Annotated in this window: 19 protein-coding genes and 3 pseudogenes; all 22 read right to left on the reverse strand. The window is 31.4% G+C overall.

The annotated features are described in order from the left end of the window. Window positions 1-2: 2 nt before the first annotated feature. Window positions 3-938, reverse strand: coding sequence for a hypothetical protein (locus tag MHI40_RS13670; RefSeq protein ID WP_340763081.1), 936 nt, complete (start codon window positions 936-938; stop codon window positions 3-5). Between the two features lie 60 nt (window positions 939-998). After that, complete coding sequence (locus MHI40_RS13675) at window positions 999-1,988, reverse strand: glycosylase (protein WP_340763082.1); 990 nt, start codon at window positions 1,986-1,988, stop codon at window positions 999-1,001. A gap of 42 nt (window positions 1,989-2,030) precedes the next feature. Continuing rightward, window positions 2,031-2,600: a hypothetical protein gene (locus MHI40_RS13680; RefSeq protein WP_340763084.1), complete on the reverse strand. Its 570-nt coding sequence runs from the start codon at window positions 2,598-2,600 to the stop codon at window positions 2,031-2,033. A 346-nt stretch (window positions 2,601-2,946) separates the two neighbouring features. Next, window positions 2,947-3,751: pseudogene (galU, locus tag MHI40_RS13685) on the reverse strand (UTP--glucose-1-phosphate uridylyltransferase GalU). Between the two features lie 339 nt (window positions 3,752-4,090). Continuing rightward, a complete protein-coding gene (locus MHI40_RS13690) occupies window positions 4,091-5,089 on the reverse strand; it encodes a glycosyltransferase family 2 protein (protein ID WP_340763086.1) in 999 nt (332 codons plus the stop codon). A gap of 27 nt (window positions 5,090-5,116) precedes the next feature. Beyond that, window positions 5,117-5,956 (reverse strand): glycosyltransferase family 32 protein, encoded by an 840-nt coding sequence (locus tag MHI40_RS13695; RefSeq protein ID WP_340764518.1) that lies wholly within the window; start codon window positions 5,954-5,956, stop codon window positions 5,117-5,119. A gap of 33 nt (window positions 5,957-5,989) precedes the next feature. Further along, window positions 5,990-6,940, reverse strand: a complete 951-nt coding sequence (locus MHI40_RS13700) for a glycosyltransferase (protein ID WP_340763087.1) — start codon at window positions 6,938-6,940, stop codon at window positions 5,990-5,992. Between the two features lie 24 nt (window positions 6,941-6,964). Next, entirely contained in the window at window positions 6,965-7,861 is an 897-nt protein-coding gene (locus MHI40_RS13705; RefSeq protein ID WP_340763088.1) for a glycosyltransferase family 2 protein, read from the reverse strand. Between the two features lie 1,155 nt (window positions 7,862-9,016). Next, window positions 9,017-9,712 carry a glycosyltransferase family 32 protein gene (locus MHI40_RS13710; RefSeq protein ID WP_340763089.1) on the reverse strand — a complete coding sequence of 232 codons (696 nt, stop codon included), beginning with the start codon at window positions 9,710-9,712 and terminating at the stop codon, window positions 9,017-9,019. Further along, complete coding sequence (locus MHI40_RS13715; protein ID WP_340763090.1) at window positions 9,709-10,536, reverse strand: glycosyltransferase; 828 nt, start codon at window positions 10,534-10,536, stop codon at window positions 9,709-9,711. Before MHI40_RS13715 ends, MHI40_RS13710 begins: the two co-directional genes overlap by 4 nt. Before the next feature lie 323 nt (window positions 10,537-10,859). After that, on the reverse strand, window positions 10,860-11,858 hold the full coding sequence (gene galE, locus MHI40_RS13720; RefSeq protein WP_340763091.1) for a UDP-glucose 4-epimerase GalE: 999 nt from the start codon (window positions 11,856-11,858) through the stop codon (window positions 10,860-10,862). 108 nt (window positions 11,859-11,966) lie between these two features. Then, complete coding sequence (locus MHI40_RS13725; RefSeq protein WP_340763093.1) at window positions 11,967-12,317, reverse strand: DegT/DnrJ/EryC1/StrS family aminotransferase; 351 nt, start codon at window positions 12,315-12,317, stop codon at window positions 11,967-11,969. A gap of 104 nt (window positions 12,318-12,421) precedes the next feature. Continuing rightward, window positions 12,422-12,725: pseudogene (locus MHI40_RS23425) on the reverse strand (DegT/DnrJ/EryC1/StrS family aminotransferase). Window positions 12,726-12,747: 22 nt separating this feature from the next. After that, window positions 12,748-13,017 carry a DegT/DnrJ/EryC1/StrS family aminotransferase gene (locus MHI40_RS13735; RefSeq protein WP_340763094.1) on the reverse strand — a complete coding sequence of 90 codons (270 nt, stop codon included), beginning with the start codon at window positions 13,015-13,017 and terminating at the stop codon, window positions 12,748-12,750. A gap of 52 nt (window positions 13,018-13,069) precedes the next feature. Then, a complete protein-coding gene (locus tag MHI40_RS13740) occupies window positions 13,070-14,572 on the reverse strand; it encodes a lipopolysaccharide biosynthesis protein (RefSeq protein ID WP_340763095.1) in 1,503 nt (500 codons plus the stop codon). Further along, window positions 14,559-14,705 carry a hypothetical protein gene (locus tag MHI40_RS13745; RefSeq protein ID WP_340763096.1) on the reverse strand — a complete coding sequence of 49 codons (147 nt, stop codon included), beginning with the start codon at window positions 14,703-14,705 and terminating at the stop codon, window positions 14,559-14,561. Before MHI40_RS13745 ends, MHI40_RS13740 begins: the two co-directional genes overlap by 14 nt. A gap of 43 nt (window positions 14,706-14,748) precedes the next feature. Continuing rightward, window positions 14,749-15,282, reverse strand: a pseudogene (locus tag MHI40_RS13750) (NAD-dependent epimerase/dehydratase family protein); the annotation flags it as partial. 145 nt (window positions 15,283-15,427) lie between these two features. Next, entirely contained in the window at window positions 15,428-16,693 is a 1,266-nt protein-coding gene (locus tag MHI40_RS13755; protein ID WP_340763097.1) for a diaminopimelate decarboxylase, read from the reverse strand. A gap of 431 nt (window positions 16,694-17,124) precedes the next feature. Beyond that, window positions 17,125-17,826: a WbqC family protein gene (locus tag MHI40_RS13760; RefSeq protein WP_340763098.1), complete on the reverse strand. Its 702-nt coding sequence runs from the start codon at window positions 17,824-17,826 to the stop codon at window positions 17,125-17,127. Then, window positions 17,826-18,878: a dTDP-glucose 4,6-dehydratase gene (gene rfbB, locus MHI40_RS13765; protein ID WP_340764522.1), complete on the reverse strand. Its 1,053-nt coding sequence runs from the start codon at window positions 18,876-18,878 to the stop codon at window positions 17,826-17,828. Before rfbB ends, MHI40_RS13760 begins: the two co-directional genes overlap by 1 nt. A gap of 11 nt (window positions 18,879-18,889) precedes the next feature. Further along, the gene (rfbA, locus tag MHI40_RS13770; RefSeq protein WP_340763099.1) at window positions 18,890-19,765 is read right to left on the reverse strand and encodes a glucose-1-phosphate thymidylyltransferase RfbA; all 876 of its coding nucleotides are present in this window, start codon (window positions 19,763-19,765) and stop codon (window positions 18,890-18,892) included. Beyond that, the gene (locus tag MHI40_RS13775; RefSeq protein ID WP_340763101.1) at window positions 19,762-20,811 is read right to left on the reverse strand and encodes a DegT/DnrJ/EryC1/StrS family aminotransferase; all 1,050 of its coding nucleotides are present in this window, start codon (window positions 20,809-20,811) and stop codon (window positions 19,762-19,764) included. Before MHI40_RS13775 ends, rfbA begins: the two co-directional genes overlap by 4 nt. Between the last annotated feature and the right edge of the window lie 25 nt (window positions 20,812-20,836).

Raw genomic sequence — 20,836 nt, forward strand, 5'->3', positions numbered from 1 at the left:
CTTTACTGCTCCAATTCGGCTAAGCCAAATCCATACTTTCCAAATTCATTTCCGTTATATAACATATAAACCTTATTATCAACTTCAAAAATATGCGGATAACAAATCATTTCAGAATCCCAATCATCCTTACTTGGATCTATTCTTCCTACTTCATCATTTCGAGTCCAAGTGAGACCATCTTTTGAAAAGGCGTAACCCATTCTATAACTATTTTCAGAATTCACCCTAAAATCATATGATTTTCTGAAACAAAAAAACAAATGGTAGCCATGACTATTTATTAGAACTGTTGGCAAAGCCTGACTCTCGTCCTCTAATACATCTATAATTATTGGTATACCGTCTCTTACCCAATTCATCCCATCATTTGATACAGCATGTGCTATTTTATAAATTCGATCTGGTTCCTCTTCATCGCGATACTTTTTCCATTCAGTTCCAAAAATATACCACATATGATATTGATCATTTATCTTTCTCACAAAAGGATCTGCCACAAGAAATGGTTCATTTAAATTTGCTGTTAAGATTGGTCCACTTCCAATTTTCTCAAAAGTTTCTCCACCATCACTTGATTTAGCAAGACCAATACCTGTGTTTACTGATACGGACACTCTCCTAGACCAGCCTGAAGTAAAAGCCCATATCTCCCCATCTACCTTTAAAGGATTAATAGGAAAAATACCATGTTCATCGAAGCATCCTCTATTTCCTAAAGGGATGACTTCATCTTTACTCAATTTAATGATTTCTGTCATATCTTTTTTCATATCGATGAATGCTACTTTACTTAAGAATTTTCCTGATAAATCTGACGTTCTAGTTGAAAAATAGATTCTAATAAAATTTTCAAATACAACAACTTGAGGTGACTGTGCATAATTCAAAGAATATTCTACAGGATTAAAAATTCTGCCTATCTTTCTCCACTTCATTACAATTCTCCTCATAAATTAGTATTAAATCTCTGTGGAATAAAGTTTCGTCTTTACTTATTAAGAGGATCTTAGAAAATCTAGGTTTAAATCTACTAATTCTGCCATTCCGAATCCATATCTGCCAACATCATTTCCTAAGTAGAACATATATATTTTATGTTCTACTTCGAAAACATGTGGATAAGCAACCATTTCGGTATCAAAACCTTCCATAGAGACATCAATCCCAGCTAGATCATCTCTTCTCGTCCAGCTCAATAAATCTTTGGAATAAGCGTATCCAATTCTGTAAGCATTTGAACTATTAGTTCTATAATCATGAGAATCACGATAACAAAAGAACATATGGTAGTATCCCTCTTTATAAAAGACATCTGGACTTGCTTGAGCTTCATCCTTATGTAGTTTATCTACTATTAAATTTTCGTTATATTTTTCCCATTTAACCCCGTCTTCTGATACAGCCATTCTAATTTTATACACTGGTTCCGTCTTAGAATCTTTCTCCACCCAAGCACTTCCTGCAATATAAAAGAGATAGAATTTCCCATTAAATTTTCTTATCTTAGGACCACTAATGATGAATGGCTCATATGGTGTGGTAGAAAGTATAGGTCCATTACCACATTTCACAAAAGTATTACCACCGTCATTGCTAATAGCCATTCCAATCGAAACATCGAACGGAACTGATTCGCATCTATTCCACCCACCATAGTATGCAATAACTTTATTGTTTTCTGTGTCATCATAAATACTGAAAGGGTAAGTCCCAAATTCATCAAATGTTCCTAAATCCCCCAATTGTAAAAGCGGTGATTTGCTCACGTTTTTAATAATTGTTAGATCTTTTTTATCTACATCAATAAAAGCAACAAAACTTTTATATTGCCCATTTTCATCAATCTTTTCCCTTGTATTAAAATAGACCCTTATAAAATCCTCTTTTACTAAAATACAAGGAGCTTGAGCAAATTCATACATCCACTCCTGCTTCGATTGAGTTAAAGGATTGAAAATAATACCCTTTTTTTCCCATTTAAACATAAAAGTACCCCACCTTCTTACCATCACATTTTAATATTTTTTCTATGTTTTTAGTCTCCCAATTACTTTTGAATTTATCGTTTCTTTTACCCATAAGTAATTCCGGTACGTTTTAGCGCCAAATGTATTTGTAGAAAAGATAATTTTTCTTGTACTTGGGTTAGCAAGGTTTTGCAAATCAATATTGATAGGTAAAATTCGAGTAGATTGCTCCTTCATATTTCTTGACTTCAAATAGTTGGAAAGTTTAACAGGACTATCCCCACTCTCAACTAATCCATCTAAATAAAAAACAGCACTCTTCTTCTGTTTAATTAGCGCATCAAGAGCGAACATAATTACCCTATCCACATCTCTTCTCTTTGCAATGATATCTATAGAATTAAGTACTCTAAGAGGCAAAAACTGAACTTTATAGACAAACCATTTCTTATTCAACTGAAATGGAAAGAATGCAATAATTCTATTATTTTCCTTCACCGCATGTATTTCTATATTTATTTCGTCAACGAATGACATCCACCAATTATAAACATACTCATACTCTATAAATGGATTTTTATTTTCATTTTCTTCTAAAATAGCCTTCCATTCTTTCTCGTATATACTCAAATGTTTATACGATTTAATTAGAATGAGCTCCAAATGATCCTCCGTTTTTGTTAGGTTTGTTCTACAAGATATAAACTTAAGATAACTAATTTATGATCAGGACAACTCCTGTTTCCCTCACTTATATAAGCTCCCAATCGGTTAACATTAAAATTATTTGCTCTGTTGAATTAAACATCATGACATCCAATATTGATATATTAGATACTCAATAATTTTATTCCAGTCTTGTTTTAAACTTCTAAATAACTATAAGAGTATCATTCCTTATTATTGATATATCCCATGTTTACATCATTATTTATTCCATAGCTACCAAATAATTCTTTCATTTTTAAGAATTTTTTCAAGATACTGAAGTAAATCTCTGCAACGCCATCTCAATAGTAGTCTGTATGAAACCTAACTTCTCTCCGACATCATACCGTTTACCTTCGAAATTATAAGCATATACTTTCTGTAACTCATTTAACTTTTGAATCGCATCAGTAAGTTGAATCTCTCCGCCAGCACCTGTTTCTTGCTTATCAAGAAATTCAAAAATCTCTGGTGTTAATATATACCGTCCCATGATTGCAAGATTAGAAGGCGCGGTACCTTGTACGGGTTTTTCCACAAAGTTACTAACCTGATAAAGTCTCCCCTCCTCTGAACTTGGATTAATAATTCCATATCGATGCGTTTCCTCATCAGAAACTTTTTGTACACCTACTACGGATGACCCAATTTTATTATATTGCTCGATCAATTGTTTGAGACAAGGTTTTTCAGCTTGTACGATATCATCCCCTAGTAAAACAGCGATTGGCTCATCCCCGATAAAATTACGTGCACACCATACCGCATGCCCTAATCCTTTAGGTTCTTTTTGTCGTATATAGTGGATTTCAACCTTAGAGGATTGATTAATTTTATCTAGAGATTTTCTTCAAGCTCAAAATTTCTATCAAAATGATCTTCTATCGCACGTTTTCCTTTACCGGTAACAATGATTATATCTTCTATACCAGATTCTATTGCTTCCTCCACAATATATTCGATTGTAGGTCTATAACAATAGGTAACATCTCTTTTGGCATTGCCTTAGTAGCTGATAAAAAATGCGTTCCCAAGCCTGCTGCTGGAATAATTGCCTTTCTCACTTTTTTCATTCGTAATCACCTATTTCATTTATTTTGTAATTTCAATATTTTTCACATGTTGTTCAAACATAATCAATCTATTGAACTGCCAAACTGCCCATCTTTTATCAAAACAAATTCATTAATGGATTACTTGAGAATACAAAATTACGCTTTCTGTGTTAGAACGCCAGTTTTAAAATCATCAAGAAACAGGTTCACCTTATGCAGACTTGGATAAATAAATATAATATATTAGTGAATGGACAAGTCAAAGTTAATAAATACCCGAATGAATACAGCAGTTAATTGCCAGTAACTATAAAGTAACTATATATGGGGAAAAATAAGGCTGCATTATGGCTATCCTCAATTTTTCACTCCCATTTTATTAGGAGATACATTTTTTTGATGTTTAATAATGTTTGATAATGTTTGATAAAATTTAGGAAAGTAGTAATTAAGATTAAGAATTATTTTTTCTTTAAGACTTAATTTAAGATAATAATCTTTGTATATTTTTGAGTGTTTTAATACTTTTATTTTTCGTTCCAGTAGAAGTATTTTTATTTCTCTTACTTTCTTAGCCTTTTCTAATTCTCGTTTAAATTGATAATTAGAGTAATCGTTAAAATCATTTAATATTTGTATACATTCTTTGTTAATTTCTATATCATTGCGAATTGCTTCTTTACCAACTAATGTTCTATTTGTCCAAGATCCCTCTACTCCGGTCCTATATGCTGACATAACCTCATCCATATAGAAAAAATACCCATAATTCGCAATTATTAATGCTGAAGGAAAATCTCCTATACTAGTTTTTCGATACCACCCTGGCAAATTATCTGTTAAATGTTTTCTATACAATCTTGACCCTGTTGGAATAAAGCTTGGAGTTGCTTTTAAACAAATTTCGTCCATTTTAACGATTCTACTTTCTTTATCTATTCTTGCAATAGTACCAATCGATTCTTTAGAAACATTAACGAATTCCGTTGCATGAAAAACTAAGCTACATTCTGGATTTTTTTCTAAATAATCAACTTGTTTTTGTAATTTTTTTGAATCAGTCCAATAATCATCGCCTTCACACAATGCCAAATACTTACCTTGTGCTTTTTCCAAGAGTCTATTTTCATTTTCTTCCGGGCCTACATTTGTATTAGAAGTAATTATTTTAATTTTGTTTGGATTTTTCCTCACATATTCTTCTACTATTTGCCTAGTATTATCAGTACTGCAATCTTCACCAATCAGAATTTCAAAATCAAAGTTTGTTTGTTGCATTAAAAAACTTTCTATAGCATCAGAGATATATTTTTCATGGTTATAGGTAGTACAAACAACACTTACTAATATACTCATAGAATTTCTCCTCTGTTCTTCGAACTACTATGACTTTACCCTGCAACTTTTTATTTTTTTTATTATCTTGTCAAGTATTTCTAAGAAACCATATTCTTTTATAACAAACACCAGGTTTATCAAGAAACCTCCAATTTTTTTTCCAAATAGACTTCTATACAAAACTCCCTTTTCATGTATCTCCTTTTGTTGTTCTGTATGCCAAGAGGCGTTAAAATGATGTATTGAAAAGGTTTTTTCAGTAACAATAATTTTGCCAGATTCAAAATCTTTAGGACTTAGGTATATCGTAGGTAGAAAAACGACATCCTCTATAATTTGACGAGTATTGTTTAATTTTAGACCTTTTCTAGCTAATATTTTTGTATTTCTTTGTGGACAAGGCGTTAAATCAAACCTTCCATCCTCTTTAATAAATGGAATTTTCTTGTAGTCATTCATAATTTCATAAATTATATTATTATTTTTTACTGCACCAAACCCTAATCCTGTATTAATATTTCTTTCATTTTCAAATCCCATGAATCCTGAATAACCCAATAGATCATCAAATGATTTCAATAATTCTACATCCGTGTCCAGATATATGCCTCCATTATTATAGACGACATGTAAACGAATATAATCTGTTACGAAAGCCCATCTTTTAGCTTCATACGCTTCCTTAACATATTGATTGCAGCTGATATCAAAATTACTCTCATCCCATCGAATAATTTCATATTCCGGACAATATTTCGTCCAACTTGCAATGCACTTCTCTCCAAAATTCGGTAATGGATTTCCACCAAACCAGCAGTAATGTATTATTTTAGGTATTTTGTTCAAATAATAATCTCCATCCGCGAATTTTTTCGAAAACCATATTGAATAAAATGAAGCAAGCTGCTTTTACTATCGTTAACTAAATTTAAGTTTTAAATATCTATATAGGGAAATGCTTACTGCGTAAACTATTGATTCTATTCTTGTTTTAAGAAAATAAGCATTTCTTAATGGAAATTTTTTATCAATAACTTTGGTGTAAAAATTTTTTTCATACTTCCCGTATGTCGAAGTATTTATATAAAGCCTTGCTAAATAATCTTTCAATATTTTTTTATTTAATTCAGAAATATGTTGTATATTATATTCAACAATCAACTCATTACAAGTACTCAATACATCCTCTACATGTTTTTTTCTATTTTCTATTTGTGTAATGGAATTTTTTCGAATTAGGTAATGATAAAAAGTCATGTTTATATACACCACTCTTTTCGCAGCTAGTAATACTCTTGGCGTCCAGTTTTCATCTTCATGTAAAAGGTCCTTTTTAAAATACAAATTATTTTCTTTTATTAGATCAGTACGATACATTCTTGTACAAACAGTAACGGAAAATTTTTTTTTAGATATACAATCGACTACGTATTCTTCACCTGTAAATACTTTATTTTCTATAGTTCCACCGAACATTTTAGTTCTGTTAACTATTGAATTTGATTCATTGACAATAGTTCTATAAGAATCCCCACAGATAATATCTAAATGATTTTCTTTCGCAAATAAAATCATTTTTTCTATTGCATCTAATTCAATAAAATCATCACTGTCAACAAAAAGTATATATTCCCCTTGCGCAACAACTAAACCATAATTTCTCGCATCCGATAACCCCCCATTTTCTTTATGAATTACGCGAATTCTATTATATTTCAAAGAATAATCATCACAAATTGCTCCACAATTGTCTGGAGAACCATCATCAACTAAAATAATCTCTATGTTTTTGTATGTTTGATTGACTAAACTTTCTATACATCTTTTAAGATAATCTTCCACTTTATAAATTGGCACAATAACCGACACATCAATCTGATTTTTAATAGCACATCACCTTCTTAAAAAGCTTTCAATATATCGTTTATAAAAAATCCCTAAATACGTGAATAGCTTCAAGAATAAAATGGATACATGTATATTATTTGCAAGGGTTTTATACTGTTGGTTGTTTAATCTTCCTCGGTATCCATATGCCATAACAGCACGCCATTTTACCTTTAGCGTTATTTTATACTCAAGTAGTTCTTTAACAAAAAGAGTATACCCCCTAAAATTACTGCAAATGAGCTCCTCTCTTCTTTTAGTTAAACCATCTTCTCTATATTCGCAAATATAATTTATTTGATTAAAATACCTTATGAGATAACCAGAACTTGCCAATCGATTCCAAACAATATCTTCTGTAATAAAGTTTTCTCCCTCTATTTCTGGGAATTTAAACTCTTTAAAAATACTCGTTTTTATAACTTCTGATTTATCACCAAATATATTATGTTTTTGTCTGTCTAAAGCTGAGCAATCTAAAGAGTATCCTCTAAAAGTTTTTCCTACCACGTCATTTTGGTTGAATCCTTTTAGACCCGATACACCTACAAAATTTTTAGTGGAAAATGAAATCGAATTAATCCAACTACAAATTAATTCAACACTATCCCTAGTTATATAATCATCAGAATCTACTATAAAGAAATATTCTCCAGCAGCCATGTCTAGACCCAAATTTATTGCACGGTGTTTTCCACCATTCAAAACTTTTTTATATTTAATATTAAAACGCTTTTCATTTTTTGCTATTCCTTCTATATAATCCTGTGTATCATCAGATGATCCATCGTCCACAACTATCCATTCGAAGAAGTAACATGATTGATTTACTAACGACTCGTACAATCTTACTAAAGTAAGTCTCCTATTATATGTAGGCGTAAAAATAGTCACCTTTATCATCTTTAAACTCCTTAAAAATACCCATATATTAATCCATAAACTTGATTTAGATACATTCCTGTTGACAGAATCAAAATCAAAACTACGTATATTATTTTGATTTTTGGGGAAATAATCTTACTATTAAAAAATGTAAAGAATAATGGCATACAAATTAATACAACAAAAAATATATTTCTCTGAAAAAAAACACTGTGGAAAAGTGAACCTATTGTAAAATAAAAAATCAATTCTAAAAAGTTATAGTATTTCTGGTTATTTAAGAACATTTCTCTATCTCTATTCTTTAACAACCAAAACATAGTAATTATCAACACAAGTATTGAAAGTCTTGCGATTGTAAGCCTTAAACTTATTACTCTTTCTTCTTCAATATAAAGTATTAGCAAGTTGGCTAGAGTATTAGTAAAACCCAGACCAATATTTTGTATTATTTTTGCAATTTCCAAATAATAAAACGTCCATGTTAGTAACAACATCTTAATAAACAAATGAAATTTCCTTATATTCACTAATCTAATAAACAAAAACATACTGGAAGATACGTGGATTAATATTGGAACAAATGATAATATTTTATTTCGTAAATTTTTTTTAAAGTAATATTCACTTACCACTGCATAAGCTAAAATTGTAATTGAAAAATAATACCTTATACCAGATATTGATTCAATTAAAGGAAAGAAGGCAAAATGAAAATAAATAAACAATTTAGTTGAGTAACTATCGATTTTAAATGTGTTGATGTATTTATATAACAGATAAAAAAACAAACTATAGCGAATTATTGTAATCAGAAAAGGCAACAATTCATTGTAATTTGTTTTAGAGACTATACTAAATAAAAATGACGTAATTATTTCATGTGAGTAATAAAAAGAAGCACCATAATATCTCATTAAATCGAGTACTTCATAATGTCTATATAAATCTGTGTATTTTGTTGGTTCATAATTAAATGCAAGGATAGAGAAAGATATAATTGTTATACAAATGCATAGCTTGAAGTTACTTCTATGATTTTTTACGCGGAAGAATAAGCTTACAAATAACCAAGTAAACGAGAGAAATATCCAACTGATTGCAAAATAGTTAGTCATATACATGATATCTTTGAACATTTAATTCCTCGTTTTATATTATTCTTTAAACGTTTTATAAGCTGTTTCCAAATAGACCTATAATTAACACTTTAATTTTACCTCTTAAAGTTAGCCATGATCCATTGTAGTGGTGAATACAATAAGAGTTATCTGTAATTTTATGTTGCTTTTGTTTCACACTATCTCCATAATCACTAGGACTGAAAAAGTCTTTAGGGTATAAGTGTAAATCTTCTTTTAATTCTTGGTATCTATTAGTTAAATTTAAACCAAACTTATCTATTGTCGTGCTTGTTATATGAATTACATTGGGAGTTAGATCTAAACTGCCATCATCTTTATAAAAGGATCTATTCTCATAATATTTTAGAAGCTCTTTCGTCCATGGATGACCTTTCTGAGCACCAATTATTCCCGTACCAATATGCTTTGTGCTTTCAAAACCACTAAAAGCACTATGTTTCAAAAATTTATCGATTGGCTTTATAATCTCCATGTCCGTATCTAGGTAAACACCACCATGATTGTATAAGGCATATAATCTTACATAATCAGATACGAAAGCCCATTTTTTATTTTCATATGCCTCTTTAACATATGAATTAGATTTAATATCAAAATTCTCTTCATTCCATTCAATTATTTCATAATCTCTTAAATTTTCTTGCCAACTATTGATACAATTTATTATTAGTTCTGATTTAATCCCTTTACCCATCCAGACGTAATGAAGTTTTTTTTCAATCATTGTTTACTCCTTAATATTCTTAAATATACAAATTTCCTCATATTGTTTGTCATCAAAACTCGAGTCCCAAAGGAAATTATATTGTTAAATAAATATTCGAATTCATTAATTAAATTATTCTTGAGCATATAACCGAACAAACCCCTTTGGTTAATAAAATAGTTCCAACCTCCTCTTCTTAAATAAGTTTCATTATTTACTCTCATTTTTACTAAAGGCTCATTAATATTTTTAAAAGTAAAACCATGCTGAACCATTCTTAACCATAAATAATAATCCTCATTAAAATGCCAAGGTTTATAATTACCTGCTGTTATTACATCGTTTTTTTTAAACATCACACTAGGATGAGCTATTGGATTTCTATATTTTATCTGTTTCCTAATTTCATCATTTTCAGTTTTCACACGCTTATAACTAATGGGGGAATCTGGATCATCTATAAACTCTTCTATTGCCGTTCCAACTACACTTAAATTTTTATCTTTTATAAATAAATTTAATTGTTTTTCACATCTCTCTTTATCCGCAATATCATCTGTATCCATACGAGCTATCATTTCGTTTCTACAGTTAGATAATCCAATATTCAAAGCTTTTCCTAACCCAACATTTTCATTTATCAATATAATCTTTATAATATGATTATCTTTAAACTCTTCCAATACTTTCTCTAGTTCATCAGTCAGTTGGCCGTCCTGAATTATTACAATTTCATCAGGTATAATACTTTGATGTAACATACTTAGGATACTTTCTCTTAGATAATCAGGTTTTTCTTTGTAGTAAACGGACATTAAGACAGAGTATTTTAAACTATCCATAAAGAACCTCTACTCTCCTATCCATTAATTCTGCATTAAGATTGCGAATTATCGCTCAAGTTTTTCTTTTTTCTTCAGACAGTGGGATACTGTGCCCTCCCTTTTAGCATTGAAACTACTTTTTCAAAAGGGTTCATTGTAATCTATATGCTTGAAGAAAATGAATTATTCAATATAAGAGGTTTATTAAAGAGACTATAGTGGGAATACAAAAGATCCTACAGATAAATAGACCAGACCAATAGACCCTTCAAAGTAAAAGCTAATTTACAGGGTCTATTTTCTGTTAATATCACTGTTGCTTCTACTTTATTATTTGGGGGTTATCTATCCTTATAATTATTCTCAAATCTCCATGAATCTCGGCACATTGTTGTAATATCACGTTTCGCAGTCCATCCAAGATCTTTCTTTGCCTTCGCTACATCTGCATAGCATAATGCGATATCGCCAGGTCTTCGTTCTACGACTTCATATAATATTTTTATACCAGACGCTTGTTCGAAAGCATTAACTAACTCTAGTACACTAGTACCTTGACCGGTACCCAGATTATAGAAATGAATACCTGTTGTGAGATTTTCTAGTGCCGCTACATGGCCTTCAGCCAGATCCATCACATGAATATAGTCCCTAACACCTGTTCCATCAACTGTAGGATAGTCGCTCCCAAAAATACGAAGTTTTTTTAATTTACCTTTAGCAACTTGAGTTAGATAGGGCATCAAATTATTTGGAATACCATTAGGTAGCTCACCAATTATTCCACTTTCATGAGCTCCTATCGGATTAAAATACCTAAGCACCGAGACCGAGAAAGCAGGATTCACTTTTGCTATATCAAACAAAATTCGCTCACTCATGACTTTCGTTTCTCCATAAGGGTTAGTAGTTGGTAGTAGATCCATTGTTTCTACAAATGGAACTTGATTCTCACCATACACAACCGCTGATGAGCTAAACACGAATCGCATTACCTTATATTTTTGACAAGCTTTAGCAAGAACCATCGTACTAACTAAATTGTTATAGTAATATTCTAATGGTTTTTCAACAGATTCCCCTACCGCCTTAAGACCAGCAAAATGAATAACACCTTCGATAGGATGGTTTGAAAAGATGTTTTCCACAGCTTCCTCATCAGTCACATCTATATTATAGAAAGTAATTCTTTTACTCATTATTTGTGTAACTTTCTTTATTGTCCATTCTTTACTGTTAGAAAGATTATCTGCAATAACCACAGTATGACCTGCTTCGAGTAGAGCAACAGCAGTGTGGGAACCGATGTATCCTGCTCCACCTGTAATAAGGATTTTCATTGATTGAGAACCTCCTGTATGTTTAATTACTATACATAAACATTACTATTGAAAAATAATCTAATGTCTCTCTCTTCCTAACTATTTTATATTGGCTCTCTACTTTAGCTATATTGGAGCTCCCTCTTTAATGAAAGGAGGATTAAGGACTTTTGTGCATTCACCTATATTATGGAAAATTATAAATTCTCCAACTTTAGGGATTTCTCCATATTGGTCAATTATCAGATAATCTTTTTCCATGCATGTATAACCAATAACATTAAATTCTTTTCGAGCAGATTCTAAATGTTGGTACCATTCAAAGGCACTGCATAAAGGATAGAAATACTTTCGTGTAAATACGTTATACTCTTTTAGTTTCTCCTGTAGCCAATCTCTTGATTTACCATATAACTCTTGGTCTATTTGAATTACAAAATACTGATAACTGCTGCATTCGTCTTCTAATTTCGTCAATACGTTAATACCGGATACGTCTTCAAGTACGATTCATATGCTCTTTTTTATTTTATGCCTCTTCTTGCGTTCGGTTTCCACAAGCCTTAATACTTCAAGTCCAATTACCGCCCGAAACTATTGACTCTAAAAGTCAATGCTCCGCCTTCGACAGTATTAAATAGTTTTGTTGCATGAAAACTGAACATCGTCATATCCCCATACTCGCTAAAGGCTTATTATTATAATTTGTCCCAAAAGTATGGGCTCCATCATAGATTACTTTCAATTTATATTTGTTTGCGATTAATTGAATTTGTTCGACATCACATGGATTTCCAAATGTGTGAACACCAAGGATAGCAGAAGTTTTTCCGTAATGAGGGGTTCGATTTTTGCAGCGTCTAGGGTAAGTGTTGTGGGATCTATATCACAAAAAACAGGCGTTAAATTATTTCAATCTAATGCTTGAACTGTTGCGGGAAAAGTAAATGGAGTAGTAAACTTCTCCGGTTAGGTTTAAAGCTCTTAAACCTAAGAGTAATGCGGATGTGCCATTATTAAATAAAGACAGATTTTCTGCAAGCAAATAATCTTTTAATACTTTTTCCAAGTTAATCTGCTGAGGACCATTATTAGTAAGCCATTTGCTTTCCCACACTTCATTTAATTTACCATAGGGAAGAAGTGGTCTAGTGATATATATAGGTTCCTTAAACATTATTTCGTTATTAACAACCTCCTAAGTTATTTAATAGTGGTTCTCGTAATATTTATATATTTCCTTTAAATGATATTTTATCTATTGTCCATTTTTTTGAGCTTAAAATAAACGGGTGTATTAATTGATACACCTCACTTAATTGTTTAACTCTAAAGATTTTACTAAATATGATATAAACTATAATCCCGATGAAAATTTGACATATTAACTTGATAAAAGGTAAGTTTGGTAGGATATAACCAGCTAAAAAAACTAAGGCCCCCATTAGGATGGAAATGAAAAACATCGGTGCTAAATCTTTAAATTGATTTTTAGTAGAATAATCTATTAATCTCGCAGAAAAATACGTATTTATAAATAAAGAGATAAAAGAATCAATAATGGCCGTCCAAATTAATCCCAAGATGCCAAGGTTCAAATACAGTGCTAAAGAAATTAATATAGTTATCATTACTTTTTTTAAGATTTCTAGAAGTAAAAACAAGTCTGATCTTCCTTTGACTTGAAGAATATTAAGATTTAAAACGTGAATAGGATATAACATTCCTGCTATGCACAACAGTTGAAAATAGAGTACTGAAGGTAGCCACTTTTCACCAAATAGCAGTTGAAATAGCGGAGTTGCGATAACAGCTACACCTACCATTAGTGGAAAATTAACAAAACTACTTATCTTAATCATCTTACTAAATATGGCCTTCAATCTTTCACGTTCATCTTGAGCACTACTTAATACTGGATAAGTTACACGTTCTATCGTAACTACAATAGATTGGGAAGCCATATCTCTAACTTTTACTGCGTTTGTATAATATCCAAGTTGAGAAGCAGTGTAAAACTTTCCAATAATTAAAAAAAATAGATTCGTATAAATGGAATCTATAATTCCAGAAAGCAGTAGTTTAGATCCAAATTTAAAAAACTTGTTAAATGATCTTATGTTAAACGTTAATGAAGGAATCCATCGATTAATGTACCATAATAATAAAGTTTGCATAGTTTGAACAACCATCATATTAATAACTAAACTCCAAACTCCAAAACCTAGGAATGCCATCGAAATGGATATACTACCAGCCGTAAAGAATGCTATGATATTTATCTTAGTTAATGTTTTGAAGTTAAGGGCTTTAGTAAGCTTTACTCTTTGAATTATTGCCAATGAACTTATAATCAAAGTTATTGATATTACACGTATAACTTCTAATAATTGGGGAGTTTTAAAAAATATACTGATTGAAGGAGCACTAATAAATAAAATAAAATAAATTAATATAGAAATGAAAAAGTTAAAATGAAACACTGTAGAATAATCCTTCTGACTTGTATTCTGATCTCTAATTAGAGCTTGAGAAAAACCACAGTCAATTAAAGAGTTTGAAATAGCAATTAATACTACGATCATACCGATAACTCCAAAGTGCTCTGGTAATAAGAGTCTAGCGAGTACAATTTGAATAACAATCTGAATTCCATTATTTGCGAATAAATCTGTGACACTCCAAAACAATCCTCTTAGTGTCCTCTTCTTTAAAGAGCTATCTTGTTGCATAACTATGTTCGATACCTTTATTTTTAAAATAGATTAATCTGAAATATACAGATTTCATCTTCCAGAACTTAATATTGCTATTTATGCCTATTACAATTACTAATCTCCCTTTTTTTTCTACACGTATTAACATATTGTCATCTCCCCACCATTACATGTACTATTTGTCCATCACTTCACCCATAATACTGCTGAAAATAATGATCTTTCCCGGTTAATAATCGATTCATAATACTAGTGATGACTCCTCCATTTTGCTTTGGACCAAAAACATTAGAAAAACGAAGTATACAACTTTTTAAACCAAATAGATTTTCATATAACTTTACATACTTTTCCGCTGAAAGTTTAGATAAAGCATAAAATGAAAGAGTAGAAAGTTTACTATCCTCTACAACTGGTAATATAGTAGGATTTCCATAGACTGCTGCTGTGGAGGAAAAAATACATTTCTTCACCTCATATTGCTTAGCAAACCTTAGAATATTAAGAGTCCCAACTAAATTTGATTGACAATCTTCCATTGGATCAGTTATCGAGTTTAAGACAGAAGATTGCGCCTCTAAATGAATTACATAGTCTGGTTGTTCGATTCGAAATACATCTTCTAACCCATCGTTTGTAATATCCATCTTATAAAACGGGACATCAACTACTAAATTATTTGCTTTACCTGTCGATAAATTATCTAATGCAATCACTGAAGTTTTTTCCTTAACTAATGCTTATACAACATATGAACCGATAAAACCTGCTGCTCCTGTAACTAATACTTTCTAACGTTCTCCCACGATATAATAATGTTACGATTCCTAGAAATTAACTTTTGTATACAACTTCAAATTTAAACAAGGATTAATATATATAGATATTACTATTTATAAAATCATCTAACTTTTCTCTCTTTCTAACAATACTAATTTGGCTTCCTGTCCTAGCGATGATTGGTGGTCTCTCCTTAATGAAAGGGGGATTCAAAACTATTGAATAGGCACCTACATTGTTGAAAATTAGGAAGTCACCAGGTTTAGGAATATCATCAATATAATCAGTCATCAAGTAATCTCTTTCCATACATGTATAACCAACAACATTGAAATTTCCTATCTGGTAATCTCCTTGGTTTGTTTTGACAAAATCCATAGATGTATTTTTTTTGCTTAATTCTGACTTTATATTATGAACACTTCCATTAACTAGCACAAAATATTCATCACCATTTTTCTTCACGTCAACTACTTGACAATAAAATTTAAAAGTATCTACTACTAAAGCTAATCCTGGCTCTACTATTAAACATGGTTCTTTTATAAAATGTATTTTCTCTTTATTCATAATAGAACAGATCGTAATAGCATAGTCATCAAAGGTTGGGACATTTTTTAGATTCATTATTTTTGGTACATTCCCAAAGAAACCTCCACCAACATCAATGTATTCAAGTGTACTTGCTATATACTTTTTTGAAAGATCGCATAATGTTTGTGTAACTTTCTCATAAACTTTTAAGCTCCTTGTCTGGGTAGATATATGTCCGTGAAGACCAACGATATCAAGGTTATCTATACCAACTAACTCACTTAAAGCTTTCTCAAAATTTCCATTTTCCACACAAAAACCAAATCTGCTTTTTACAAATCCATCTTGAATTGGATTCATTCCATCAATAGTAATTTCAAAGTTTGCCCTTAATCCGACCTTATAATTTCTTTTATTATTCTGGAGAACATAATCTTTTACAATATCGATTTCATAAAACGAATCAAGATTAATAATACTTTCATTTTCTAATGCTAACGCTATATCATCTTTTGACTTAAGAGGACCATTAAAAATAATCTTCTGTGGATTTACTCCTATTTTCAGGGCTAGGTCATATTCCAATCTGGAGACAACTTCAGCAAAGCCGCCTAAATGAGATATTTCTTTTAAAACTGTAGGCAAATAATTTGTTTTATAGGAATATCCAATAATGAAATTGTTATATCTACTGCTAAACGCTGAAAACATATTCAAATAATTCCTTCTCAATTTTTCTACGTCAAACAAATAAAATGATTCACCATACTTTTCCTTTAGTAGCTTAAGATTTTCTAAGCTATCATTTTGAATACTTTGCATATATAACCCCTTTTTAACTGAAATAATAATATATCATATCAATTGAATACTTATATATTGCTTCATATTTTTCATATAAAATTTTAGCTCTTCAGAAGAATTAAATTTAAGAATAACCTACTATTTTAATCGAACACCATATCTACATTTAAGACACCACTAATAATAACAAATCTCTAAACATACTTTATTTGATAAGATTAATACTGATTAATATGAATTCGATGGTAAGTTTAGCTTGTCGCCTACATAAACTGCCGTTTCTGTTGCATGCTCTGATGAATAAGAAACAAGTTCTATCTAGGTTCTTTTACATACAAGCTCTAATATGGCTTTTTTATCCGTGTACTTACCCGATAGTATTCATTGCAATAATCTACTCTGCTGATCCTCATAGAAACATTATCTAATGCAATTTCTACACTCCATTTTTAAATTAAATCGTACTGCTTCAACATTTTTTTTACTTCTTCTTTGGAATTAAACATCAACACATCGATAATTGAAAGATTAGAGATAAATTCATTCTCAAACTGTTTATAATCTAATGATCTCATTTTGATGAAGTGCAAATTAATTCCATTTTCAAGAAAATATGTTTTATCATATAGCTCTACTCCACCTACAGGATTAATATAAGTATCCTCTGACAGTGCAATACAATTAGCAATGACTCTATCTTTATTTTTTAACGAATGATCCATTTCAATATTGGAAGAAATAATAATTGATGTTTCAATTTCTAAATAAGTTGCTACAGTAACAATTGAGTGGTGAATATATTGAAAAAGATTCTTGCTTTCATATCTAAAACATTCCTCAATAATTGGAAAGACATTGTGATATTGCGGAGCTCTTTTGTACGCATCTTTAATTTTTTTTAAAATTTTCTCTCGTTCTACATCGAATGAATCGAACAATACCCTTTCTCTTATATCAAGTGAATCTGAATCGTGTTTTACAGGTAAAGTAAATAACGAATCCACACCATTTAATAGTATTCTATTTCGACGAATCCAACTTTTTTTTGTGAATTTTATATTGTCGTAGAGAATAAACCGATCTACTGCATTTATTAACTGCCAGTACCCTAAATAAGGGAAAAAATAAGGTTGCATGATTGCCACACTCATCAATGCTCCCCTCCTTTACTATGATCTGCTAACGTTTTGATTTGACTACGGTATATAAGATCCATCCTTTCTTTATTCTCCACATACCATTGAATTGTCATTTCAATTCCATGATTAATGGAGTATGATGGAGCCCAGCCCAAATCTCTCGTAATCTTGGTGTTATCGATTGCATATCTTCTGTCATGCCCAAGACGGTCTTGTATATATTTGATTAAGTCCTCGCTTTTGTTTAAGTAGCTCAAAATTGTTCTGACCATCTCTATATTTTCTTTCTCATTGTCTCCGCCTATGTTGTACACTTCTCCAATCTTGCCTTTATGAAGGACAGTGTCTATTGCAGAGCAGTGATCTTCCACATGCAACCAATCTCTTATCTGTTTACCATCACCGTATACCGGCAAAGGCATTTCATGTAATGCATGATGGATCATAAGTGGAATTAATTTTTCAGGATACTGGTATGGGCCATAATTGTTCGAGCATCTTGTAGTAACTACCGGTAGTTTGAATGTTTCATAGTAAGCACGTACCATCATGTCCGCGGATGCTTTAGATGCTGAATAGGGACTATTCGGCGAGAGACTTGTCTCTTCTGTAAAATATCCTTCTTTTCCTAAAGTACCGTATACTTCATCCGTAGAAATTTGAATAAATTTAACGTTTTCTTTGTAGTCGATGCAGTATTTGTCTGATTTATTGACCTTCCAATATTGTTTTGCTGTATCCAACAAAGCTTGTGTGCCTACCACATTCGTATTTAAAAAGATTTCTGGATCATCAATACTTTTATCCACATGAGATTCTGCTGCAAAATGGACAACGGCTTGAATATCAAATTGATGAAAGAGTTTAGTTAGTAGTTCCCGGTTTCGAATATCTCCTTTCACAAAGTGATATCTTTCTGTGTTTTCGATATCTTCTAAATTCCGGAGATTTCCGGCGTACGTTAATAAATCCAGATTAACTATGATGTAATTATATTTTGTGAGCATATGTCTAATAAAATTGGATCCGATGAATCCTGCTCCGCCTGTAACTAAAATATTCATCATAATCCCCTTTATGATCTATTGGAATTCGCGACATCAACCAAATAATTTCCGTAATTTGTCTTCATTAATGGTTCGGCAAGTTGTAGCAATTGTTGCTTCGATATATACTTCCTTCGAAATGCAATTTCCTCAATACAAGAAACGTATAATCCTTGACGGTTTTGAATGGCTTCTACAAAATTGGACGCTTCTAGGAGTGACTCATGGGTACCAGTATCGAGCCACGCTAAGCCCCTACCCATAATTTTCACTTTTAAATCTCCTTTACGAAGATATTCATCAATTACAGAAGTTATTTCAACTTCTCCTCGTTCAGAAGGTTTTACTTTTTTTGCTATTTCCGTAACTTTATTATCAAAAAAGTATAAACCAGGTATTGCATAGGAGGACTTCGGATTATCTGGCTTTTCTTCAATGGAAACTGCATTGTTTTTTTCGTCCACTTCTACAACACCATACGCTCTTGGGTCTTTCACGAAACAACCAAAAATTATAGCACCTTCTAATAAGTTCGCTGCTTCTTGCACAGTATTTCCAAAATCAGAACCATAAAAGATATTGTCTCCCAAAACTAAAGCTATAGATGATTTATCAATAAATTCCTCTCCAATAATAAAAGCTTCAGCAAGACCACTTGGATTTTCCTGGATAGCATATAACAATTTCATGCCAATCTTACTTCCATCACCTAATAATTCTTTAAATCCTTCTATATCTCTATGAGTTGAGATGACTAATATTTCTCTTATTCCTGCAAGCATTAATACGGAGAGAGGATAATAAATCATTGGTTTATCGTAAACTGGCAGCATTTGCTTTGAAATTACTTTTGTGAGTGGATAAAGTCTTGTACCAGATCCACCAGCTAAAATTATTCCTTTCATACGCAATCACGAATCACTTTACAGATTTTCTCCACTGCCTCTTTTTGTAATTCTCCATAATACGGCATGGCCAATACTTGTGTAACTACTTTTTGTGCTACAGGGAGATTTTCTTTTCGTGCAGATTCCAAATGATCGTACCATTGAAAATCGCTACAAAGAGGATAGAAATATTTACGTGTAAACACATTGAATTCTTTTAATTTCTCGTGAAGCCAATCTCTTGATTTACCATATAACTCTTCGTCTATTTGAATGACAAAATACTGATAACTACTGCTTTCGCCTTCTAATTTCGTCAACACGTTAATACCGGGTACGTCTTTCAAGTACGATTCATATGTTCTTTTTATTTCATGCCTCTTATTGCGTTCAGTTTCCACAAGCTTTAATACTTCAAGTCCAATTACTGCCTGAATTTCGTTTAACTTTGCGTTTAGACCTGAAAGAACGACCTCCTCTGGATTTGCTATTCCAAAATTTTTTAGGAGGTTCAGTTTTTCAACTAAACTATTATCTTTAAAAGTCAATGCTCCACCTTCGACAGTATTAAAAAGTTTTGTTGCATGGAAACTGAACATCGTCATATCCCCATACTCGCTAATAGGATTATTATTATAATTTGTCCCAAAAGTATGGGCTCCATCATAAATTACTTTCAGTTTATATTTGTTTGCGATTAATTGAATTTGTTCTACATCACATGGATTTCCAAATGTGTGAACACCAAGGATAGCAGAAGTTTTTCCCGTAATGAGGGGTTCGATTTTTGCTGTGTCTAGGGTAAGTGTTGTGGGATCTATATCACAAAATACAGGGGTTAAATTATTCCAGTCGAGTGCTTGGACTGTTGCGGGAAAAGTAAATGGAGTAGTAATCACTTCTCCGGTTAGGTTTAAAGATTTTAAACCTAAGAGTAAGGCGGATGTGCCATTATTAAATAATGACAAATTTTCTGCATGCAAATAATCTTTTAATACTTTTTCCAAGTTAATCTGTTGAGGACCATTATTAGTTAGCCACTTACTTTCCCACACTTCATTCAATTTTTTATAAACGACTTGAAGATTT

The organism is Psychrobacillus sp. FSL H8-0510, from assembly GCF_038008345.1.
In the GTDB taxonomy this organism is placed as follows: Bacteria; Bacillota; Bacilli; order Bacillales_A; family Planococcaceae; genus Psychrobacillus; species Psychrobacillus psychrotolerans.